Raw genomic sequence first — 17109 nt, forward strand, 5'->3', positions numbered from 1 at the left:
ATTCCAACTGCGCGGAGATACAGTCTGTTTGCATCGGGGCTCCGTTACGAATCTGGTAAGCCTTTGTCGCAAAAGCAGTTTCTCAGATTCGCGGCCCCGATGCACCCCTTACTTTGAGAGATTCGGGCTAGCCAATCCCGCTTTCAGAGGCGCCAGTTCTGCGAAGGACAGTCCAGCCCCGATCTCGTCGAGTCCTTGGAGATAGATTGCGGCGAAGGTCACGATAGCGGCCGCCATCAGGGCGACCGAAGGCCTTCCGAGATACGGCCGTCCACGGTCGAATACCGCGACGAAGAACCTGCCTCCGACGACGAACGCGACGAGCAGCACCGAGACTATATGCGTCAGCCATATGGCGGCTGCGAGAAGTCGGAACGACGCTGCGTCGGCTTCGGCGCCCATGGCCGCTGCCGAGACGGAGGTCGAGCCGACATGAAAGACCACGGTGCCGCCGACCGGGTGGCCGTCTTCAGAGACCACGCGGTAGCTGACGATGATCGTGCCGTCGTCGACGGATGGAAGAGGACCGATCGTGACGTTGCCACCCGCCCCCCAGGACCCAAGGTCCTGGCTTTCACCGTCGGGGAGGCTGACGGTGGCGCGCACGACGCGCACGGGTTCGTTGAAGTGAAGCTGGACGTCGGTCGGCGACGCCTTGAAAACTTGGCCGCTGGAAGGGGAGGATCCAGTCAGTAAGGCATGAGCATGGATGTCAGAAGGGAAAAACAGCGCCGATGCGATCAGCAACAGCGCTGCTGCTTGCGCGAATGCGGCCCATGCGCGCGCGATCGTCGACATGGGCGGCGTCCTTCGTTTAAGAGCGAGGCTGCTCGACGACGTCGAAGAACGGCGCCGGGGCCTCGTAGTCGTCGGAAGTCTTTCCGGCGGCGGGGATCTCGATCCAACGCTCCGCAGCTCCACCGGTGCATTCCTGCACGACCGGGACGTACACTCGCGTGCCGACCGGGAGTTCCTTGGCCACCGTGCCGCGGACCACGAATTCATCGTACTCGTCGTCGGCAAGGCTGCTGCCGCTGAATACGATCTCGGTCGTCCCTTCCTTCACGGACGTGCCATGAAGGTCGTACGCATTCTTGTACGAACCCTTGATCTTCTCGATGGTCCAGCGCGGCATCGGCTTGGCCGAGACGAGTCCTTCGGGAACCTTGATCCGGACCTTGATCGTGGCCTTACCTTCGCAACCGTGGCCGATGCGGACGACGGCCTTGTAGACCTTGCCGGAAGTGGCCTGCGACTGCTCCAGGGTGGCATGTGCGTTTGCAACCTCGAATGACAGTGAAAGCTGTTTCAACATTCTATTCTCCTGAAGGGCCAGTCAGTCACAAGCCGGTCCGGAAAGATCGGCTACTGGGTGAGCTGGGCCAAATCGGCGTCGAGGCGCTTGCGCACCATGTTCGGCACTTTGGCCGTCTTGATGACTTCGAGGTTCGCAGGCGCGTCGCCGACCTGGATCAAGGCGACCATGCCCATGCCGACGTGCGGCGTGCACTTGATCACGTAGGCGCCGGGTACGTCGAACTTGGCTTGGTATTGTTCGTTCGCCTTGGACTTAAATTCCTGGGCGCCGTCCGGGATGAGACCTTTGAACGTTTCGACATTGTGGCTCTTGTCCGTAGGAACGAAGGTCACGGTGTCGCCGGGCGCCACCTTGACGAAGCCGGGCTCGAAGACCATCGCGCCGTCGGCGCCCTTGTTGAGCATGTGTACCTCGTGGTCGGCGGCCATCAGCGGTGCTGCCGACGCGATCAGTGCTGCCGTGGTAGCGATCAGACCGAGCTTGAATTGCATTGCATGTCTCCTTTTCTAAGGGGCCGATCTTGGCCTCGAGAAAGGTTCTATGCCTTGCGCGGAAGCCGCTCTTTGACCCGCGTCAAATAGGAGTGAGTCTGTCGATGTTCTTTCCCGCTGGGTGACCGATCGCCGTTACTGTCGGTCCAGACGTCCGCCGGACTCGGCCTTGCGTGCTGACGCGGGAATTGACAGCGCGAAGGGACGATTTGGTTCAGGGGAGATGGATGGGTCGGCGGCGAGCCTCTCCGCATCAAGCGACAGGCCCTTCGGCAGTCGATCGACCAGTTGATGTTTCCGCAGCGTCGAATCCTTCAGCGCCGCGAATTGATCCTAGGTGTTCTGGACCACGGTGCAGGGAGCGCTAAGCCTGCCCGCCCTTGATGACGCGCGGGCCGGACTGGTATTGAGCGGAAATTGTGATGATCGCGTTGATGTGTTGGCAATCACGACGTCCGACCACAGAGGCTTGACATTCCGCGATTGGGAGCACCCCAAAATGAGGCAGGATGGTTAACCAACCTCTAGTAAGTAACAAATTCGTACAGTGATCACGTCTTGTCTAGAAGACCGCGGACCTTCGCCGCTAGCTCTCTCGCGGTATAGGGCTTGCGCAGCCACTCGGCGCCGGGAGGGAGATCCTTGGAAGCAAGTGCCGGTTCCGAGTATCCGGACGTGAGGAGGACGGCGAGATCGGGCCGCAGCAGCCGCGCCTCACCTGCCAGCTCGTCGCCGGTCATGCCGCCAGGCATGACGATGTCCGTGAACAACAGGGCAACTTCGCCGTTGTCGGCCAGCACCTCGAGCGCACGGCCCCCGTTTTCCGCCTCAACGACCGAGTAGCCCATGGCGGAGAGCCTCGCCACCGCAACCTTCCGCACGCGTGGGTCGTCTTCGACCACGAGAACGAGTTCGCTCCCACCGGGAAGCGGCGTTCTGCTTCCTTCCGAAGGAGCGTCGCCCGCGCCGGTGTTGCCGCCTGTGAGGGCGGGCAGGTAGATTCTGATAGTGGTGCCGCGTCCGATCTCGCTGTAGATCTGGAGATGTCCGCCTGACTGCTTGACGAAACCGTAAACCATGCTGAGGCCGAGGCCCGTGCCGGACCCGACCTCCTTCGTGGTGAAGAACGGTTCGATCGCTCGCTTCTTCACCTCGTCGGTCATCCCGGCGCCGGTATCGGTCATGGAGATCAGCACGAAGTTCCCACTACGCACTTCCGGATACATCTTGGCGTAGTCGGCATCGAGGCTAACTCGCGATACCTCGAGGGTCAGGGCGCCGCCCTTCGGCATCGCGTCACGCGCGTTGAGGGCGATGTTCAGGATGGCGTTCTGAAGCTGCGAGCCGTCGACGAGGGCGTCGAACTGTGAGCCAGACAGCACCGTCGACAGCTTGATGTCCTCGCCCAATGTCCGTCGAAGAAGATCTGAAAAGCTTGTAATGAGGCGCCCGAGGTCCAACTGCTTGGGAGAAAGCGGCTGGCGCCTGCCAAAGGCCAGCAACTGGCCGGTCAGCTTCGCGCCGTCGGCCGCAGCATCCTGGGCTTCCCGCAGCATGTCGCGCAGTGGCCCCGGTGGCAACTTGTCTTCGATCATCTCGAGATTTCCGCTGATGACGGTCAGCAAGTTGTTGAAGTCATGGGCAAGGCCGCCGGTGAGCTGCCCGACGGCCTCCATCTTCTGCGCATGGCGCAGGTCTTCCTCGATCTTCATTCGGCTCGTCAAATCGCGCACGAAGCCCGTGAATATGCGTTCGCCGTTGGCGGTGGCCTCGCCGACGTGCAGTTCCATCGGGAAGTGTGTGCCGTCGGCCCGTCGGCCGGTGACCACGCGTCCATAGCCGATGATCCGCTTCTCGCCGGTTTCCAGATAATGTCCGATGTAGCCGTCGTGGGCGTCGCGGTAAGGATTCGGCATCAGATTGCTGACGTTGCGGCCGCAGATCTGGTCCGAGGTCAGCCCGAACAGCTTTTCCGCGGCCTTGCTGAACGACATAACGATGCCCTTCTGGTCGATGACGACCATGGCGTCGGGAACGGTTTCCAGAATGGAGGACAGATGCGCCTCGCGCGTCCTGACGGTCTCTTCGGCCCTCCTGAGCGCCGTGACGTCGCTGTTGGCCTGTATGACGGCGAGGTCGCCGTCGGAGAGGTTTACGAGGACGCATCTGTTTGCGACGATGATGTCGTGACCGCTCTTGTGCCGGTGGACGATCTCGCCCTGCCAGAAGCCGCGTGACCGGAGTTGCGCCCGGATGTCTTCGAAGGGTTCGGGGGTCCGCGTGGCGAGAAGCTCGTACACTTTCTCTCCGACAGCTTCCTCCCGCGTCCACCCGTACATGTTCTCGCAGCCGATCGACCAATGGGTGATGGTGCCTTCCAGGCGATGGATTATGATGTCCGCCCCGTCAAGCACATGCACCACCGCGTCCAGTTCCTGCGGCGACGCCGTGCGTGGCGATATGAGGCGGTGGGGCATGCCTGTTCCTTTTGATCAGTGGATGCTGACCCTATGGCAGGTTTTTGCGGAAAAATCATCTGCACCCCCCGACAAACGAGCAAGCTTTTCCATGCTCAGGATCTTCAGGTCGTGCCGGCCCTGCGCGACGAGGACGTCGCGCGCGGCGAGCTTGGTGATGGTGCGCGAAACCGTCTCGATCGTCAGACCGAGATAGTCGGCGATGTCCTGGCGGTTCATCGGCACGCGCAAGACGTCGCGGCGCCTCGCGCCAGGTCGCGAAGCCAGCCGAAGGATGAAGGTGCAGAGGCGCTCCTCGGCGTTCTTCTTCGACAGCAGCACCATCTGGTCGTGTGCGGCGGCGTTCTCGCGGCACAAGAGGTCGATGTAGGCAGGGCGCAGTTCATCGCAGCGCGCGACTTCCTGGTGAAAGTTCTTGCGGGAGATGCGCCGGATCTTGCAATCCGTGACGGCCTCGGCGGTGAAGAGAAATTCCCCGAGCAGCGAGGCGCCGACGACGTCGCCGGCGAAATGGAAGGCAGTGATGACCCTGCGTCCTTCTCCGATAATCCGATGCAGCCGCACGACGCCCTCGACGATCTGGAACAGATGCTTGGCGTCATCGCCTTCCCAGCATATCGCCTGTCCGGTCTCGACGAGCTCCGTGGAGCTGGCGCGGAAGACCGAAGACAGGCAAGGACCGCGAGTCACCTCGACTGCGAGTTCGGCGTTTTCAAAAGCGTTCTTGCTCTGCATCAGCATCGTCGTTTCCCCTCGTTGAGTGGGCTCAATAGACAGCGGCCGAGTCACACGTGGATGATCGGATCGTGCCAATTGGTGCGATGTTGTGACGGTTTGTAACAGGCGAGCCTCCCGGCGGGTTTGTCGCGTTCATTGACGTAGATCAAGGAGCTGCTGACGTCCTCGTGACAGTCGTACTTCAAAGTTCGAGAAAGCTGGCCCTGACGTGGCCGGCTGCGCACTGGGGAAGACGTCATGAACTATACAACGGAAACCATCGTGGTCGCTGTCGCCGCGTTCCTAGCCTTAGTGGGCGCGGGACTCGCTCACGATCACCTCTTCGCCGTCCACATGGGCATCCTGAGTTTCTGCCTGTTTGCCGGAACGGTGATCCTGCTGCGGCGCGTCGACTTCTCGCCGGCAGGAAGGCAGCCGAAGCCCGATCCCTCCGGCTATTTCGACGAGGTCATCCGATACGGATTGATCGCCACTGTCTTCTGGGGCGTGGTTGGCTTTCTGGTCGGAGTGGTGGTCGCGGCGCAACTCGCCTTCCCGGATCTGAACGTCGCCCCCTATCTGAACTTCGGCAGGCTCCGGCCCGTCCATACTTCGGCAGTTATCTTCGCCTTCGGCGGCAATGCCCTGATCATGACCTCCCTCTACGTCGTGCAGCGCACCTGTCATGCGCGGCTCTTCGGCGGCAGTCTCGCCTGGTTCGTCTTCTGGGGCTACCAGCTCTTCATCGTCATGGCGGCGACCGGCTATGTTCTCGGCATCACCCAGGCGCGCGAATATGCCGAGCCGGAGTGGTACGTCGACATCTGGCTGACCATCGTCTGGGTCGCCTATCTCGTCGTCTACCTCGGCACGATCCTCAAGCGCAGGGAACCCCACATCTATGTGGCGAACTGGTTCTATCTCGGCTTCATCGTCACGATCGCGATGCTGCACGTCGTCAACAACCTAGCCGTTCCTGCGTCGTTCCTCGGCACCAAGAGCTATTCGGCCTTCTCGGGCGTCCAGGACGCACTGACGCAGTGGTGGTACGGCCATAACGCCGTCGGTTTCTTCCTGACGGCGGGCTTCCTGGGAATGATGTACTACTTCGTCCCGAAGCAGGCCAACCGCCCGATCTATTCCTACCGCCTGTCAATCATCCACTTCTGGGCCCTGATCTTCATGTATATCTGGGCCGGCCCGCACCACCTCCATTACACGGCGCTTCCCGATTGGGCGCAGACGCTCGGCATGGTCTTCTCGATCATGCTCTGGATGCCGTCGTGGGGCGGCATGATCAACGGCCTGATGACGCTGTCAGGCGCATGGGACAAGATCCGCACCGACCCCATCATCCGGATGATGGTCATTGCCATCGCCTTCTATGGCATGTCGACCTTCGAAGGCCCGATGATGTCGGTGAAGACGGTCAATTCGCTCAGCCATTATACCGAGTGGACCATTGGTCACGTGCATTCGGGTGCGCTCGGCTGGGTCGGGATGATCACCTTCGGTGCGATCTACTACCTGACGCCGAAGCTCTGGGGCCGCGAGCGGCTCTACAGCCTCAGGATGGTCAACTGGCACTTCTGGCTCGCCACCCTCGGCATCGTCGTCTACGCCGCCGTTCTCTGGGTCGCCGGTATCCAGCAGGGCCTGATGTGGCGCGAGTACAATTCGCAGGGCTTCCTCGTCTACTCCTTCGCCGAAACCGTCTCCGCCATGATCCCCTACTACGTCCTGCGTGTCGTGGGTGGTGGGCTATACCTGATGGGCGGCCTCGTGATGGCCTGGAACGTCTTCATGACCATCCGCGGTCGCGAGCGGAACGAAGCCGCAATTCCGACCGCTTACGTGCCCCAGGCACAACCCGCCGAGTGAGGTGAACCATGGCATCGATACTGGACAAACATAAGATCCTCGAGAAGAACGCGACGCTGCTTCTCGTCGGCTCGCTACTGGTCGTTTCCATCGGCGGCATCGTCGAAATCGCACCGCTCTTCTATCTACAGAACACTATCGAGAAGGTGGAGGGGATGCGGCCTTACACGCCTCTCGAGCTGGTCGGCCGCAACATCTACATTCGCGAAGGCTGCTATCTCTGCCACAGCCAGATGATCCGTCCGTTCCGCGACGAAGTGGAGCGCTACGGCCATTATTCGCTGGCCGCCGAATCCATGTACGACCATCCGTTCCAATGGGGCTCGAAGCGCACGGGTCCGGATCTTGCCCGCGTCGGCGGCCGCTATTCGAACGAGTGGCACGTCCAGCACCTCTCCGACCCGCGGGCGGTGGTGCCGGAATCGATCATGCCGAAATACGCCTTTCTCAAAACGCAGGACGTCACCGTCAAGGACGTCGGCATGGATCTGAAAGCCAATGAAGACGTCGGCGTGCCCTACAGCGACGACATGCTCGCCAATGCCGAAGCCGACATCAAGGCGCAGGCCGACCCGAACGCCGATACCACCGCTCTTCTGGCCCGCTATCCGAAGGCGAAGGTCGGCGATTTCGACGGTGACCCGCAGAAGCTCACCGAGATGGACGCTCTGGTCGCCTACCTGCAGATGGTCGGCACGCTGGTCGACTTCTCGACCTATGACGACGCAACCGGCTACCGATGAGGTGAAACATGGAAACGTACACGGCAATGCGGCACTTCGCCGACAGTTGGGGTCTTCTGGCGATGACGGCATTCTTCCTTGGCGTCGTCGTCTTCACGCTCCGCCCCGGCAGCAGGCAGGCGGCCAACGAGGCCGCTGCCATTCCCCTGAAGGACGATTGAGATGTCGGAAAAGCATATTGACGAAATCAGCGGCGTCGAGACCACCGGACACGAGTGGGATGGCATCCGCGAACTGAATAATCCGATGCCGCGCTGGTGGGTGTGGACCTTCTATGTCACGATCCTCTGGGCGATCGGATATGCTATCGCCTATCCCGCCATACCGATGATCACTTCCGCAACAAAGGGCTACCTGGGCTATTCGACCCGCGCCGAGTTCCAGCAGGATCTCGATCAAGCGAAGGCCGGCCAGATGAAGTTCCATGACATGATCGCCTCGAAGACAGTCGAGGAAATCGACGCCGATCCAACCCTGCGCGAGTTCGCCATCGCCGGCGGCGCTTCGTCGTTCAAGGTCAATTGCGCGCCGTGCCACGGCTCGGGCGCGAGTGGCGGTCCAGGCTTTCCGAACCTCAACGACGACGACTGGTTGTGGGGCGGCGACCTGCCGTCGATCCAGACGACGATCGCCCACGGCATCCGCTTCGACGGCGACGGGGACAGCCACGTTTCCGAGATGCCCGCCTTCGCGGACATGCTTGACCCAACGCAGACGAAGCAGGTGGCCGCATATGTCTGGGGCCTGACCAACAAACCTTCCGATCCGGCCCTCGCCGAAGCCGGCAGGCAGCTCTTCCTCGACAACTGCGCGGCGTGTCATGGCGAGGACGGAAAGGGGAAGGTGGACATGGGAGCGCCCGACCTTGCCGACGCGATCTGGCTGAAGGCGAAGGGCGAGGAGGCGATCGCCCGCCAGATCGCTGCGCCGAAGCACGGTGTCATGCCTGCATGGGCGTCCCGCCTCGGAGAGGCGACCGTGAAGGAGCTGACGGTGTTCGTGCACTCGCTCGGCGGTGGAACGTGAGGAGTGCGACATGAGCGGCCATGATCATGATCCACTGCTTGCACTCTACGGGCTGCCACGCTCGGTGGTCCATTCGCGCGTCTCCGTTCGGGCGAAGCCCGTAGCCCCGGAATGCGAGCGAGAAGAACCCGAGAAAATCGGAAATTCGATGGTGAGTTTGACCGCGCTCAAAGACCATCGGACGACCAGCCGGTAGACATTCGATCGAGGACGTCCCAGCGGATATCTCCCCCGCAGTTCCTCCCGGCCACGTCTCGAAACCCTCCGAGGCGTGGCCGCACTCAGTCCAACAGCTCCTGCCCGGCCGCGTCCTCTCCGGCGCGGCCGTTTTTTTGAAGACGCCGTTCTTGATTTGAATCAAGGACGAGCTGACGGAGAGGTGGGAGAACTCGGCGGAAAGGAAGCGGCAAATGAACCTTTACACTGCCCCGGATCCCAACGATGTCGAGCACGTGAACGCGGAGCCCGTCAACGCCCGCCGGAACCGGGAGCCGCTCTACACTGCACGTAAGAAGATCTTCCCCAAGCGTGCCGAAGGCCACTTCCGCCGGTTCAAGTGGCTAGTGATGCTGGTCACGCTAAGCATCTACTATCTCGCTCCCTGGATCCGATGGGACCGGGGCGAATACGCGCCCGACCAGGCGATCCTCGTCGATTTGGCGTCGCGCCGTTTCTACTTCTTCTTCATCGAAATATGGCCACAGGAATTCTACTACGTGGCCGGTCTTCTCGTCATGGCCGGCTTCGGGCTGTTTCTGGTGACTTCCGCCGTCGGTCGCGCCTGGTGCGGCTACGCCTGTCCGCAGACCGTCTGGGTCGATCTCTTTCTGGTCGTCGAACGTTGGGTCGAGGGCGACCGCAACGCTAGGATGAAGCTCGATGCGGCCCAGTGGACGTTCGGCAAGGTTCGGAAACGTTTTGTGAAACATGCCATCTGGCTGGCGATCGGCGTGGTGACCGGCGGCGCATGGATCTTCTATTTCGCAGACGCTCCAGACCTCGCCGTGTCGCTCTTCAGCGGGGACGCGCCGATGGTCGCCTATGCGACGGTGGCGACGCTCACTGCGACGACCTACGTGCTCGGCGGGCTGATGCGCGAGCAGGTCTGCACGTACATGTGCCCGTGGCCGCGCATCCAGGGTGCGATGCTAGACGAGAATTCCCTCGTCGTCACCTATAACGACTGGCGCGGCGAGCAGCGCTCCCGGCATTCCAAAAAGGCTCAGGCCCTGGGACAGCCTGTCGGCGACTGCGTCGACTGCAACGCCTGCGTCGCCGTCTGTCCCATGGGAATCGATATTCGCGATGGCCAGCAGATGGAGTGCATCACCTGCGCGCTCTGCATCGACGCCTGCGACGGCGTCATGGACAAGATCGGCAAGCCCCGAGGTCTCATAGCCTACGCCACCCTCAGCGAGTATGCGGACAACATGGCGATCGCGACCGACGGGGGACGGACGCCGGTCCAGCCCTCCAGGGTGCGCGGGCCGGACGGGTCGCTCGTCGACGGCATCAGGCACTTCGACTGGAGGATCATCTTCAGAGCGCGCGTGGTCTTCTATGCGGCGGTGTGGTGCATGATCGGCGCGGGCATGATCGTCCACCTCGCCATGCGGGACAGGCTTGAGCTCAACGTCGTCCACGACCGCAATCCGCAGTTCGTTCTGGAAAGCGACGGGTCGATCCGCAACGGCTATACGCTGCGCATCCTCAATATGGTGCCCAAGCCCAGAAGGATCGAATTGACCATATCGGGACTCGAGGGCGCGACGATGCGCATCCCTGAACTGGGCAAGGAGGACGCGCGCAGCTTCGTGCTGGACGCAGCGCCCGACGTCGCGACGACCGTCAAGGTCTTCGTGACCAGCCGGCCCTCCGGCGCTTCGGTGGACGAGTTCCTGTTCGTGATCGGAGACGAAGACCACTCCGACCGCGCCACCTACCGCGCGGCCTTCAATTCACCCGGAGACATAAAATGAGCAGAACTGACAAAGGATTCACGGGCCGGCACATGCTGCTGACGATATGCGCCTTCTTCGCCGTGGTGATCTCCGTCAACGTGACGATGGCCTGGTTCGCCTCCGCGAGCTGGAGTGGCCTCGTGGTCGAGAACACCTACGTAGCGAGCCAGCAGTTCAACCAAAAAGCATCCGCGATCAAGGCCATGGCGGCGACCGGAGTCTCGGGCGACATTTCGCTACGCGGCAACGTCTTCACCTACAACCTCCACAATCGAGACGGTTCACCCGCTCCTGCCGAAGAAGTGACCGCTGCTTTCCGTAGGCCGGTGGGCGACCATGAGGACTTCACCGCCGCTTTGAAGAAGGTCGCAGAAGGGCGCTTCGAGGTCGACCACCACGTGCCTTCAGGCGACTGGATCGTCGAACTGATTTCTAAGCGCGACGGGATGACCATCCAGCATGAGGCCCTGCGATTCGACACTGCGGAGTTCGTTCGATGACCTGCTGCATGATGAACGCGGAGGCGGTGCTTGCGATGAGTTCCAAGGCCTTCAGTGCAGAGGAAGTCGCGCTGGCAAGCCACCCGCTCGGAGAAGGACTGCGCCAGCTCGATCTCAGCGTTCCCGACGTCCATTGCGGCGTCTGCATCCAGACGATCGAGAAGGCGCTGACGTCGCTGCCTTTCGTGAAGAAGGCCAGGGTGAATCTTACCTCCCGGCGCGTCACCTGCGTCTACTCGGAGCGCGAAAAAAATGAGGACACGAATCCGGCGCGTATACTGGAAGCGATCGACGGCGCGGGTTATCGCGCCCATCTGTTCACGCCTGTCGCGACGGAGAACGACAGTACCCGCAACCAGCTACTCCTCGCAGTCGGCGTGGCCGGCTTCGCCGCCGCAAACATCATGCTGCTGTCGGTTTCCGTCTGGTCTGGAGCAGATGCTGCGACGCGTGACATGTTCCACTGGATTTCGGCGCTGATCGCGGCCCCCACCTTGATCTATGCCGGGCGGTTTTTCTTCCAGTCGGCGTGGAATGCGCTCAAGCATGGCCGGACCAACATGGACGTGCCGATTTCGCTCGCGGTGACGCTCTCCTATGCGGTATCCCTCTGGGAGACCATGCATCACGGCGAGCACGCCTGGTTCGACGCGACCGTCTCGTTGCTGTTCTTCCTGCTGATCGGCCGGGCGCTGGATCATATGATGCGTGAGAAGGCCAGAGCGGCCATCAATGGTCTTGCTCGTATCGCGCCCCGCGGTGCACTGCTTGTTCAGCCGGACGGCTCCCGGCGTTTCGTCGCCGTCGAGGATATCGTGGTAGGCGACGAAGTTGCGATCCCGGCGGGCGAACGCATCCCCGTCGACGGCGTGGTCGTCAGGGGAGAAAGCGAAGTCGACCTCTCGATCGTCACCGGCGAAAGCAGCCCGGCCTCGGTTCACGGGGGCACTTGCGTGAGCTCCGGCGCAATGAACCTGACGGGATCGCTGGTGGTCCGCGCCACGAAGCTCGCGAGGAATTCTCTTCTTTCGGAGATCATCGCGCTCATGGAGGCTGCGGAGGGAGGAAGAGCCCGCTACCGCAGAATAGCCGACCGCGCGGCTTCGCTCTATTCTCCGGTCGTCCATCTCCTGGCGCTCGTTTCGTTCCTGGGATGGGGCTTCCTGGGCGGCGACTGGAAACAGGCGATGCTCGTCGCCGTTGCCGTGCTGATCATCACGTGCCCCTGCGCGCTCGGGTTGGCCGTCCCGGTTGTGCAGGTCGTCGCCGCCGGGGAGCTGTTCCGCCGAGGCGTCATGGTCAAGGACGGTTCGGCACTGGAGAGGCTGTCGGAAATCGACCTCGTCGCGTTCGATAAGACCGGCACGCTGACGATGGGAACTCCCCGCCTCGTTTCCTTCGAGGCCGAGAACGACACCGACGTTGCCTGCGCGGCCGGGCTGGCGGTTCACTCAAGGCATCCTCTCTCACAGGCCCTCGTCCGAAGCGCAGCTCTCGCTCCCGTTCATTTCGAGAGGGTGGTGGAGGTGCCGGGCGGCGGGCTTGAGGCGACGTGTGACGAGGCGGCGTATCGTCTTGGCAGTTCGGCCTTTGCATGCGGCGGCGAGACGACGAAGGTCGACGGCACCCTCTCGGAAGTCGTACTCTCGAGGGACGGCCGGGCCGTCGCACGCTTCTTCTTTGAGGACACGATCAGGCCGGGAGCGGCCGAGGCCGTGAAACGTCTTCGCGACGGTGGCTTCCAGACGATAATGCTCTCCGGCGACCGCGAGAACGTGGTGGCGGCAACGGCCCGCAAGCTGGGCATCGACAGCGCTCTCGCGGAATTGACCCCGAAGCAGAAGGTCGAGACCTGCCAGGAGCTGAGCAAGGGCGGCCACCGGGTGCTCATGGTCGGCGACGGCATCAACGACGCCCCGGCGCTCGCGGCAGCCCACGTGTCGATCGCTCCGGCCACGGCCTCCGACATCGGACGCCACGCGGCGGACCTCGTGTTCTTCGGCGACCGGCTCGACGCCGTTCCGCAGGCGGTCGAAATCGCGCGACGTTCTGCGACGCTCGTCCGACAGAATTTCGCGCTTGCCGTCGGTTACAACGTCCTGGCCGTGCCGATAGCCATCGCCGGGCTGGCGACGCCTCTCGTCGCGGCGGTCGCGATGTCGACGTCGTCGATCATCGTCGTCACCAACGCCTTGCGCCTCAACGTCCTGATGAGACGCGCTCCGGCACCGGCCGCCGGTGTCCACGTCCCGCAGACGGAGGCGCGACCCGCATGAACATGTTGATCTACCTGATACCTATCGCGCTCTTCATGGGAGGCGTCGGTCTCGCCGCCTTCCTCTGGTCGTTGAAGAGCGGCCAGTACGAGGATCTTGAGGGGGCCGCATGGCGGGCGATCGCGGACGACGAGCCCCAACGACCGGACCTCGAGCGAGGGAAGGAAGCGTGATGCTTGCCAGAAATCAGATTGTCCGAGATGCGAGAATATTCCGTGGGCTGGACCAGGGGGTGGCAGGACTTCTGCAGGAGCTGGTGGAGGTTCGGGCGTTCCAGGCCGGTGAAGCGATATTCCGCGAAGGCCAGGCGGCGGCGGAGGTCTTCTACCTGATGCACGGTCTCGTGCGTCTCGTGAAGAGGGAATTAAGCGGTCGCGAAGCCGATATCTGCGTGCTGGAACCGGGAGAGATGTTTGCCGACCATCTCGTTGTCGGCGGCCGCGTCCATCCCCATACGGCTCTCGCCGCGGAGGCGACCGAAGTCGCAGCGTTCGATCTGGCCGGGCTGCGCGAGCTTGCGCTTCGACACCCTCCGCTGCTTGCCAATCTGGCCCTCATAGTGTCCGAGCACCTTCTTGCCGCGCTGGACTGCGTCGCGGCCGACCGCCTGCAGACCGCATCCCAAAGAGTCGCCAACTACTTTTTGAGTCGGTGCCCTGCGGAAGCGAGCTGCTTCACTTTCCGGCTCCCCTACCAGAAGAGGATCCTGGCGGGAAAGCTGGGGCTCGCGCCGGAAGCGCTGTCACGCGCTTTCGCAACCTTGGGGGGACGCGGGGTCGACGTCAGGGGGCGGACGGTGACCGTGGACGACGTCAACCTTCTCAGGACGCTTTGCTGACGGACATCCCCAGAATTGGTGTGCAGATGTCGGGCATTGCATGCCAGACAGCCAGACAACCATGTGCGGAATCTACTCCAGCGCGGGTTTATCGTACGTGTCACCGGAGACATCGCGGCGGCCCTGGCGGTCCGGTAGGAGGACTTCTGAGGCGCCCAGCCTCTTTGCCCGTACTGTTTCCCAATCGACGGTTCTTGTCGGAGGTGAAGGAAGGCGCAACTTCGACGGTGGCGCGCCGCGCAATCCTGCGTTATGTCTGATGCCGGCATGCAATGGGGCTTGATAGATGGAATCGGATCGCATTCTCGTGGTCGACGACGACGCCCGGATAAGGCAGATGCTCGCTCTTTACTTCGAGGAAAACGGCTACCGCGTGACTGCCGTCGCAAACGGTGCTGGAATGCGATCCGAACTCTCCCGTGGCTCGTTTGCCGCAATCTTTCTGGATCTCGTGCTGCCGGGAGGCGAGAACGGATTCGACTTGCTGAAGGAGCTTCGAAGCGGCTCCGACGTCCCGGTGCTCATGCTGACGGGGCAGGACGACGTGACTGACAAGGTCATCGGCCTCGAATTCGGGGCGGACGACTATGTCGCCAAGCCGTTCCACCTTCGGGAGCTGCTCGCACGCTTGCGAACCGTCCTCCGGCGTCGAGCCGGCGCGGCTCAGCCTACGACGCAGGCCGCGGTTCCCGACGAGACGTTTCGTTTCGAAGGCTTCGTCCTGGACGTCCCCCGGCGGAAACTGACGTCTCCGGGGGGCGGCGACATTCCCTTGACCTCGGGCGAATTCGACATGCTCGTCGTCTTTCTGCGGAATGCCGGACGTGTCCTTACCAGAGACACTCTCATGGATTTGACGCGGAACCGAAACCTAGAAGCATTCGACAGGGCGATCGACGCCCAGATCGTGCGTCTTCGGAAGAAGATCGAGCCGGATCCCAAGGCTCCGGCCCTGATCCAGTCCGTGAGGAGCGTCGGCTACGTGTTCACCGGGCGCGTTGCCTAACGCACGGGTAATTGATCGGCGTCAATGTTCCGTGCCACGCAGACGCTATGTTGCCCTCGCAACAGAGCAACCTGAACCATGATCATCTGGATTACACTCGCCGTCATGACGGCGGTCGTCACGGCCGCGCTCCTTCATCCGCTGTCCTCGTTCCGGTCGGCGGTCGCGGACGGCGCAAAGGACGGCGCGCGAGTCTATCGCGACCAGCTTGAGGAACTCGACAGGGAACTGGCGGCGGGACGCATCGCTCCGGACGACCATCGAGTGGCAAGAGCGGAAACGGCCAGAAGGCTGTTTCGCGAGGCCGATGCCGTTCGCGTCGAGTGGTCCTCCTCCCGGTCGCCGGTCGCCTTGAAGCTGAGCGTCGCCGCGTTTCTGTCCATCGCCAGCATCTCCACGTACGTCGCGGTCGGCTCTCCAGAACTCCCGTCGAAGGCTCTGCAACAAAGGCTTGACGAGCCGGGACAGGACCTCGCCATCCTGATTCGCAAGACCGAAGAGCATCTTGCGCGGGCTCCGAACGACGGCCGGGGATGGGACGTCATCGCTCCGATCTATCTTCGCACCAATCGCGTCGCGGATGCGGACAGGGCCTATCGAAATGCCATCCGGCTCCTTGGGCCGAGCGCAATCAGACTGGACGGGCTTGCCGAAGCGATGCTGGCTTCCTCCAACGGCACGGTCCCCGCAGCGGCTCGTCAGGCGCTCGAAGCGTCGCTAGAGCTCCAGCCGCGCAATCCGCGTGCGAAATTCTATGTGGCGCTCGCCAGCGAACAAGCAGGCGACACCGCCGAGGCGAAGGCCGCCTTCGAAGCCATCGCCAAGGATTCGCCGCCCGATGCGCCGTGGCTGCCGCTCGTCAACGAGCACATCGCGAGGAATGGCGAAAGCCTGGCCGGTGCGCAGAGCCTCGCCCCGGTCGACCAGCAGCAGATAATCCGCGGCATGGTCGAAAGCCTGGATGCCAAGCTTAGCGAGGAACCGAACAATTTCGAGGGATGGATGCGGCTCGTGCGCTCCTATGCGGTATTGAACGAAATGGATCGTGCAGCCGATGCGCTAGATCGCGCGTTGGCAGTCTTTGCAGCCGATGGCGAAAGCGGCAGGAAATTGATTGCGGTGGCACGCGAGTACGGTATCGGCAAGGAAAAGGCGGAATGACACGCAAACAGAAACGCCTGGCGGTAATTGGCGCCGGCATGGGATTCATCTTGGCCGCCGTGCTGCTGGTCATGTTCGCCTTCAGCCAGTCCATCGCCTATTTCTACATGCCATCTGACGTGGCCTCCGGCGACGTTCGTCCGGGAGCAAGGATTCGACTGGGTGGTCTGGTCGGAGAGCGCAGTATCGTCCGAGGCTCCGGGACGTCCGTCGAGTTCTCCGTGACCGATCCGGGCGGGGCGGTCGTGCACGTCAGGTATGCGGGAATCCTTCCAGACCTCTTCCGGGAGGGACAGGGAGTGGTGACGGAAGGAACGTTCGAAGCCGGGAGCCAGATCTTCTCGGCCGATACGGTTCTAGCCAAGCACGACGAGCGTTATGTTCCGAAGGAAGTGGCGGACAAGCTCAAGGAACAGGGCCTGTGGCAGCACGGGGAGACGAAGGAATGATCATCGAGATCGGCCATTACGCGCTGGTGCTGGCGCTGGCCACGGCGCTCATCCTTTCCATCGTGCCGGTCATCGGAGCCCGTCGTCACGACCGGGCGATGATGGATGTGGCGACGATCGGCTCGCTGGCGATGTTTTCGCTTGTCACCTTCTCCTTCGCCGTGCTGACCTATGCCCATGTCGTCTCGGATTTCTCGGTCGAGAACGTCTGGGAGAATTCGCATTCGCTGGTGCCGCTGCTCTACAAATATTCCGGCGTCTGGGG

General features: G+C 62.3%; 17 protein-coding genes and 1 pseudogene. 13 read left to right on the plus strand and 5 right to left on the minus strand.

The features are described from left to right. Positions 1-108: 108 nt before the first annotated feature. From GFM02_RS34370 to GFM02_RS34390, 5 genes are all read right to left on the minus strand, one after another. On the minus strand, positions 109-798 hold the full coding sequence (locus GFM02_RS34370) for a copper resistance CopC family protein (protein ID WP_168324182.1): 690 nt from the start codon (positions 796-798) through the stop codon (positions 109-111). Positions 799-814: 16 nt separating this feature from the next. Continuing rightward, positions 815-1315, minus strand: coding sequence for a YcnI family copper-binding membrane protein (locus tag GFM02_RS34375; RefSeq protein ID WP_168324183.1), 501 nt, complete (start codon positions 1313-1315; stop codon positions 815-817). 50 nt (positions 1316-1365) lie between these two features. Next, the gene (locus GFM02_RS34380) at positions 1366-1809 is read right to left on the minus strand and encodes a pseudoazurin (RefSeq protein WP_168324184.1); all 444 of its coding nucleotides are present in this window, start codon (positions 1807-1809) and stop codon (positions 1366-1368) included. Between the two features lie 551 nt (positions 1810-2360). Beyond that, positions 2361-4286, minus strand: a complete 1926-nt coding sequence (locus tag GFM02_RS34385; RefSeq protein WP_168270918.1) for a hybrid sensor histidine kinase/response regulator — start codon at positions 4284-4286, stop codon at positions 2361-2363. 15 nt (positions 4287-4301) lie between these two features. After that, positions 4302-5027, minus strand: a complete 726-nt coding sequence (locus GFM02_RS34390; RefSeq protein ID WP_168324185.1) for a Crp/Fnr family transcriptional regulator — start codon at positions 5025-5027, stop codon at positions 4302-4304. 234 nt (positions 5028-5261) lie between these two features. On the opposite strand from GFM02_RS34390, the gene ccoN reads away from it, so the two are divergent. From ccoN to GFM02_RS34455, 13 genes and pseudogenes are all read left to right on the plus strand, one after another. Further along, the gene (gene ccoN / locus GFM02_RS34395; protein WP_168270916.1) at positions 5262-6884 is read left to right on the plus strand and encodes a cytochrome-c oxidase, cbb3-type subunit I; all 1623 of its coding nucleotides are present in this window, start codon (positions 5262-5264) and stop codon (positions 6882-6884) included. 8 nt (positions 6885-6892) lie between these two features. Next, a complete protein-coding gene (gene ccoO, locus GFM02_RS34400; protein ID WP_064683054.1) occupies positions 6893-7627 on the plus strand; it encodes a cytochrome-c oxidase, cbb3-type subunit II in 735 nt (244 codons plus the stop codon). 8 nt (positions 7628-7635) lie between these two features. Then, complete coding sequence (locus GFM02_RS34405) at positions 7636-7788, plus strand: CcoQ/FixQ family Cbb3-type cytochrome c oxidase assembly chaperone (protein ID WP_064683053.1); 153 nt, start codon at positions 7636-7638, stop codon at positions 7786-7788. 1 nt (position 7789) lies between these two features. Continuing rightward, complete coding sequence (ccoP, locus tag GFM02_RS34410) at positions 7790-8653, plus strand: cytochrome-c oxidase, cbb3-type subunit III (protein ID WP_168270915.1); 864 nt, start codon at positions 7790-7792, stop codon at positions 8651-8653. A gap of 410 nt (positions 8654-9063) precedes the next feature. Then, a complete protein-coding gene (ccoG, locus tag GFM02_RS34415) occupies positions 9064-10632 on the plus strand; it encodes a cytochrome c oxidase accessory protein CcoG (protein ID WP_168324186.1) in 1569 nt (522 codons plus the stop codon). Continuing rightward, positions 10629-11114, plus strand: coding sequence for a FixH family protein (locus GFM02_RS34420; RefSeq protein ID WP_168324187.1), 486 nt, complete (start codon positions 10629-10631; stop codon positions 11112-11114). The genes ccoG and GFM02_RS34420 overlap by 4 nt, the downstream gene beginning before the upstream one ends. Further along, on the plus strand, positions 11111-13390 hold the full coding sequence (locus GFM02_RS34425; RefSeq protein ID WP_168270912.1) for a cation-translocating P-type ATPase: 2280 nt from the start codon (positions 11111-11113) through the stop codon (positions 13388-13390). Before GFM02_RS34420 ends, GFM02_RS34425 begins: the two co-directional genes overlap by 4 nt. Beyond that, entirely contained in the window at positions 13387-13563 is a 177-nt protein-coding gene (gene ccoS / locus GFM02_RS34430) for a cbb3-type cytochrome oxidase assembly protein CcoS (RefSeq protein ID WP_131664336.1), read from the plus strand. The genes GFM02_RS34425 and ccoS overlap by 4 nt, the downstream gene beginning before the upstream one ends. After that, positions 13563-14228, plus strand: a complete 666-nt coding sequence (locus tag GFM02_RS34435; protein ID WP_168324188.1) for a Crp/Fnr family transcriptional regulator — start codon at positions 13563-13565, stop codon at positions 14226-14228. The genes ccoS and GFM02_RS34435 overlap by 1 nt, the downstream gene beginning before the upstream one ends. 286 nt (positions 14229-14514) lie before the next feature. Further along, the gene (locus GFM02_RS34440) at positions 14515-15234 is read left to right on the plus strand and encodes a response regulator (protein WP_168270910.1); all 720 of its coding nucleotides are present in this window, start codon (positions 14515-14517) and stop codon (positions 15232-15234) included. Positions 15235-15312: 78 nt separating this feature from the next. Beyond that, positions 15313-16395, plus strand: a complete 1083-nt coding sequence (ccmI, locus tag GFM02_RS34445) for a c-type cytochrome biogenesis protein CcmI (RefSeq protein ID WP_168324189.1) — start codon at positions 15313-15315, stop codon at positions 16393-16395. Beyond that, the gene (gene ccmE / locus GFM02_RS34450) at positions 16392-16844 is read left to right on the plus strand and encodes a cytochrome c maturation protein CcmE (protein WP_168324190.1); all 453 of its coding nucleotides are present in this window, start codon (positions 16392-16394) and stop codon (positions 16842-16844) included. The genes ccmI and ccmE overlap by 4 nt, the downstream gene beginning before the upstream one ends. Then, a pseudogene (locus GFM02_RS34455) lies at positions 16841-17109 on the plus strand (heme lyase NrfEFG subunit NrfE); the annotation flags it as partial. The gene ccmE and the pseudogene GFM02_RS34455, both read left to right, overlap by 4 nt.

It is taken from the genome of Rhizobium leguminosarum bv. viciae, assembly GCF_012276115.1.
GTDB lineage: Bacteria > Pseudomonadota > Alphaproteobacteria > Rhizobiales > Rhizobiaceae > Rhizobium > Rhizobium leguminosarum_T.

Excerpts from the sequence above, each read along its gene's own strand:
- GFM02_RS34375 (WP_168324183.1), bottom strand. The coding sequence starts at position 1,315 with ATGTTGAAACAGCTTTCACTGTCATTCGAGGTTGCAAACGCACATGCC.
- ccoP (WP_168270915.1), top strand. The coding sequence starts at position 7,790 with ATGTCGGAAAAGCATATTGACGAAATCAGCGGCGTCGAGACCACCGGA.
- ccoN (WP_168270916.1), top strand. The coding sequence starts at position 5,262 with ATGAACTATACAACGGAAACCATCGTGGTCGCTGTCGCCGCGTTCCTA.
- GFM02_RS34435 (WP_168324188.1), top strand. The coding sequence starts at position 13,563 with ATGCTTGCCAGAAATCAGATTGTCCGAGATGCGAGAATATTCCGTGGG.
- GFM02_RS34385 (WP_168270918.1), bottom strand. The coding sequence starts at position 4,286 with ATGCCCCACCGCCTCATATCGCCACGCACGGCGTCGCCGCAGGAACTG.
- ccmE (WP_168324190.1), top strand. The coding sequence starts at position 16,392 with ATGACACGCAAACAGAAACGCCTGGCGGTAATTGGCGCCGGCATGGGA.
- GFM02_RS34420 (WP_168324187.1), top strand. The coding sequence starts at position 10,629 with ATGAGCAGAACTGACAAAGGATTCACGGGCCGGCACATGCTGCTGACG.
- ccoG (WP_168324186.1), top strand. The coding sequence starts at position 9,064 with ATGAACCTTTACACTGCCCCGGATCCCAACGATGTCGAGCACGTGAAC.
- GFM02_RS34405 (WP_064683053.1), top strand. The coding sequence starts at position 7,636 with ATGGAAACGTACACGGCAATGCGGCACTTCGCCGACAGTTGGGGTCTT.
- ccmI (WP_168324189.1), top strand. The coding sequence starts at position 15,313 with ATGATCATCTGGATTACACTCGCCGTCATGACGGCGGTCGTCACGGCC.
- GFM02_RS34390 (WP_168324185.1), bottom strand. The coding sequence starts at position 5,027 with ATGCTGATGCAGAGCAAGAACGCTTTTGAAAACGCCGAACTCGCAGTC.
- GFM02_RS34440 (WP_168270910.1), top strand. The coding sequence starts at position 14,515 with ATGGAATCGGATCGCATTCTCGTGGTCGACGACGACGCCCGGATAAGG.
- GFM02_RS34370 (WP_168324182.1), bottom strand. The coding sequence starts at position 798 with ATGTCGACGATCGCGCGCGCATGGGCCGCATTCGCGCAAGCAGCAGCG.
- GFM02_RS34380 (WP_168324184.1), bottom strand. The coding sequence starts at position 1,809 with ATGCAATTCAAGCTCGGTCTGATCGCTACCACGGCAGCACTGATCGCG.
- GFM02_RS34425 (WP_168270912.1), top strand. The coding sequence starts at position 11,111 with ATGACCTGCTGCATGATGAACGCGGAGGCGGTGCTTGCGATGAGTTCC.
- ccoO (WP_064683054.1), top strand. The coding sequence starts at position 6,893 with ATGGCATCGATACTGGACAAACATAAGATCCTCGAGAAGAACGCGACG.
- ccoS (WP_131664336.1), top strand. The coding sequence starts at position 13,387 with ATGAACATGTTGATCTACCTGATACCTATCGCGCTCTTCATGGGAGGC.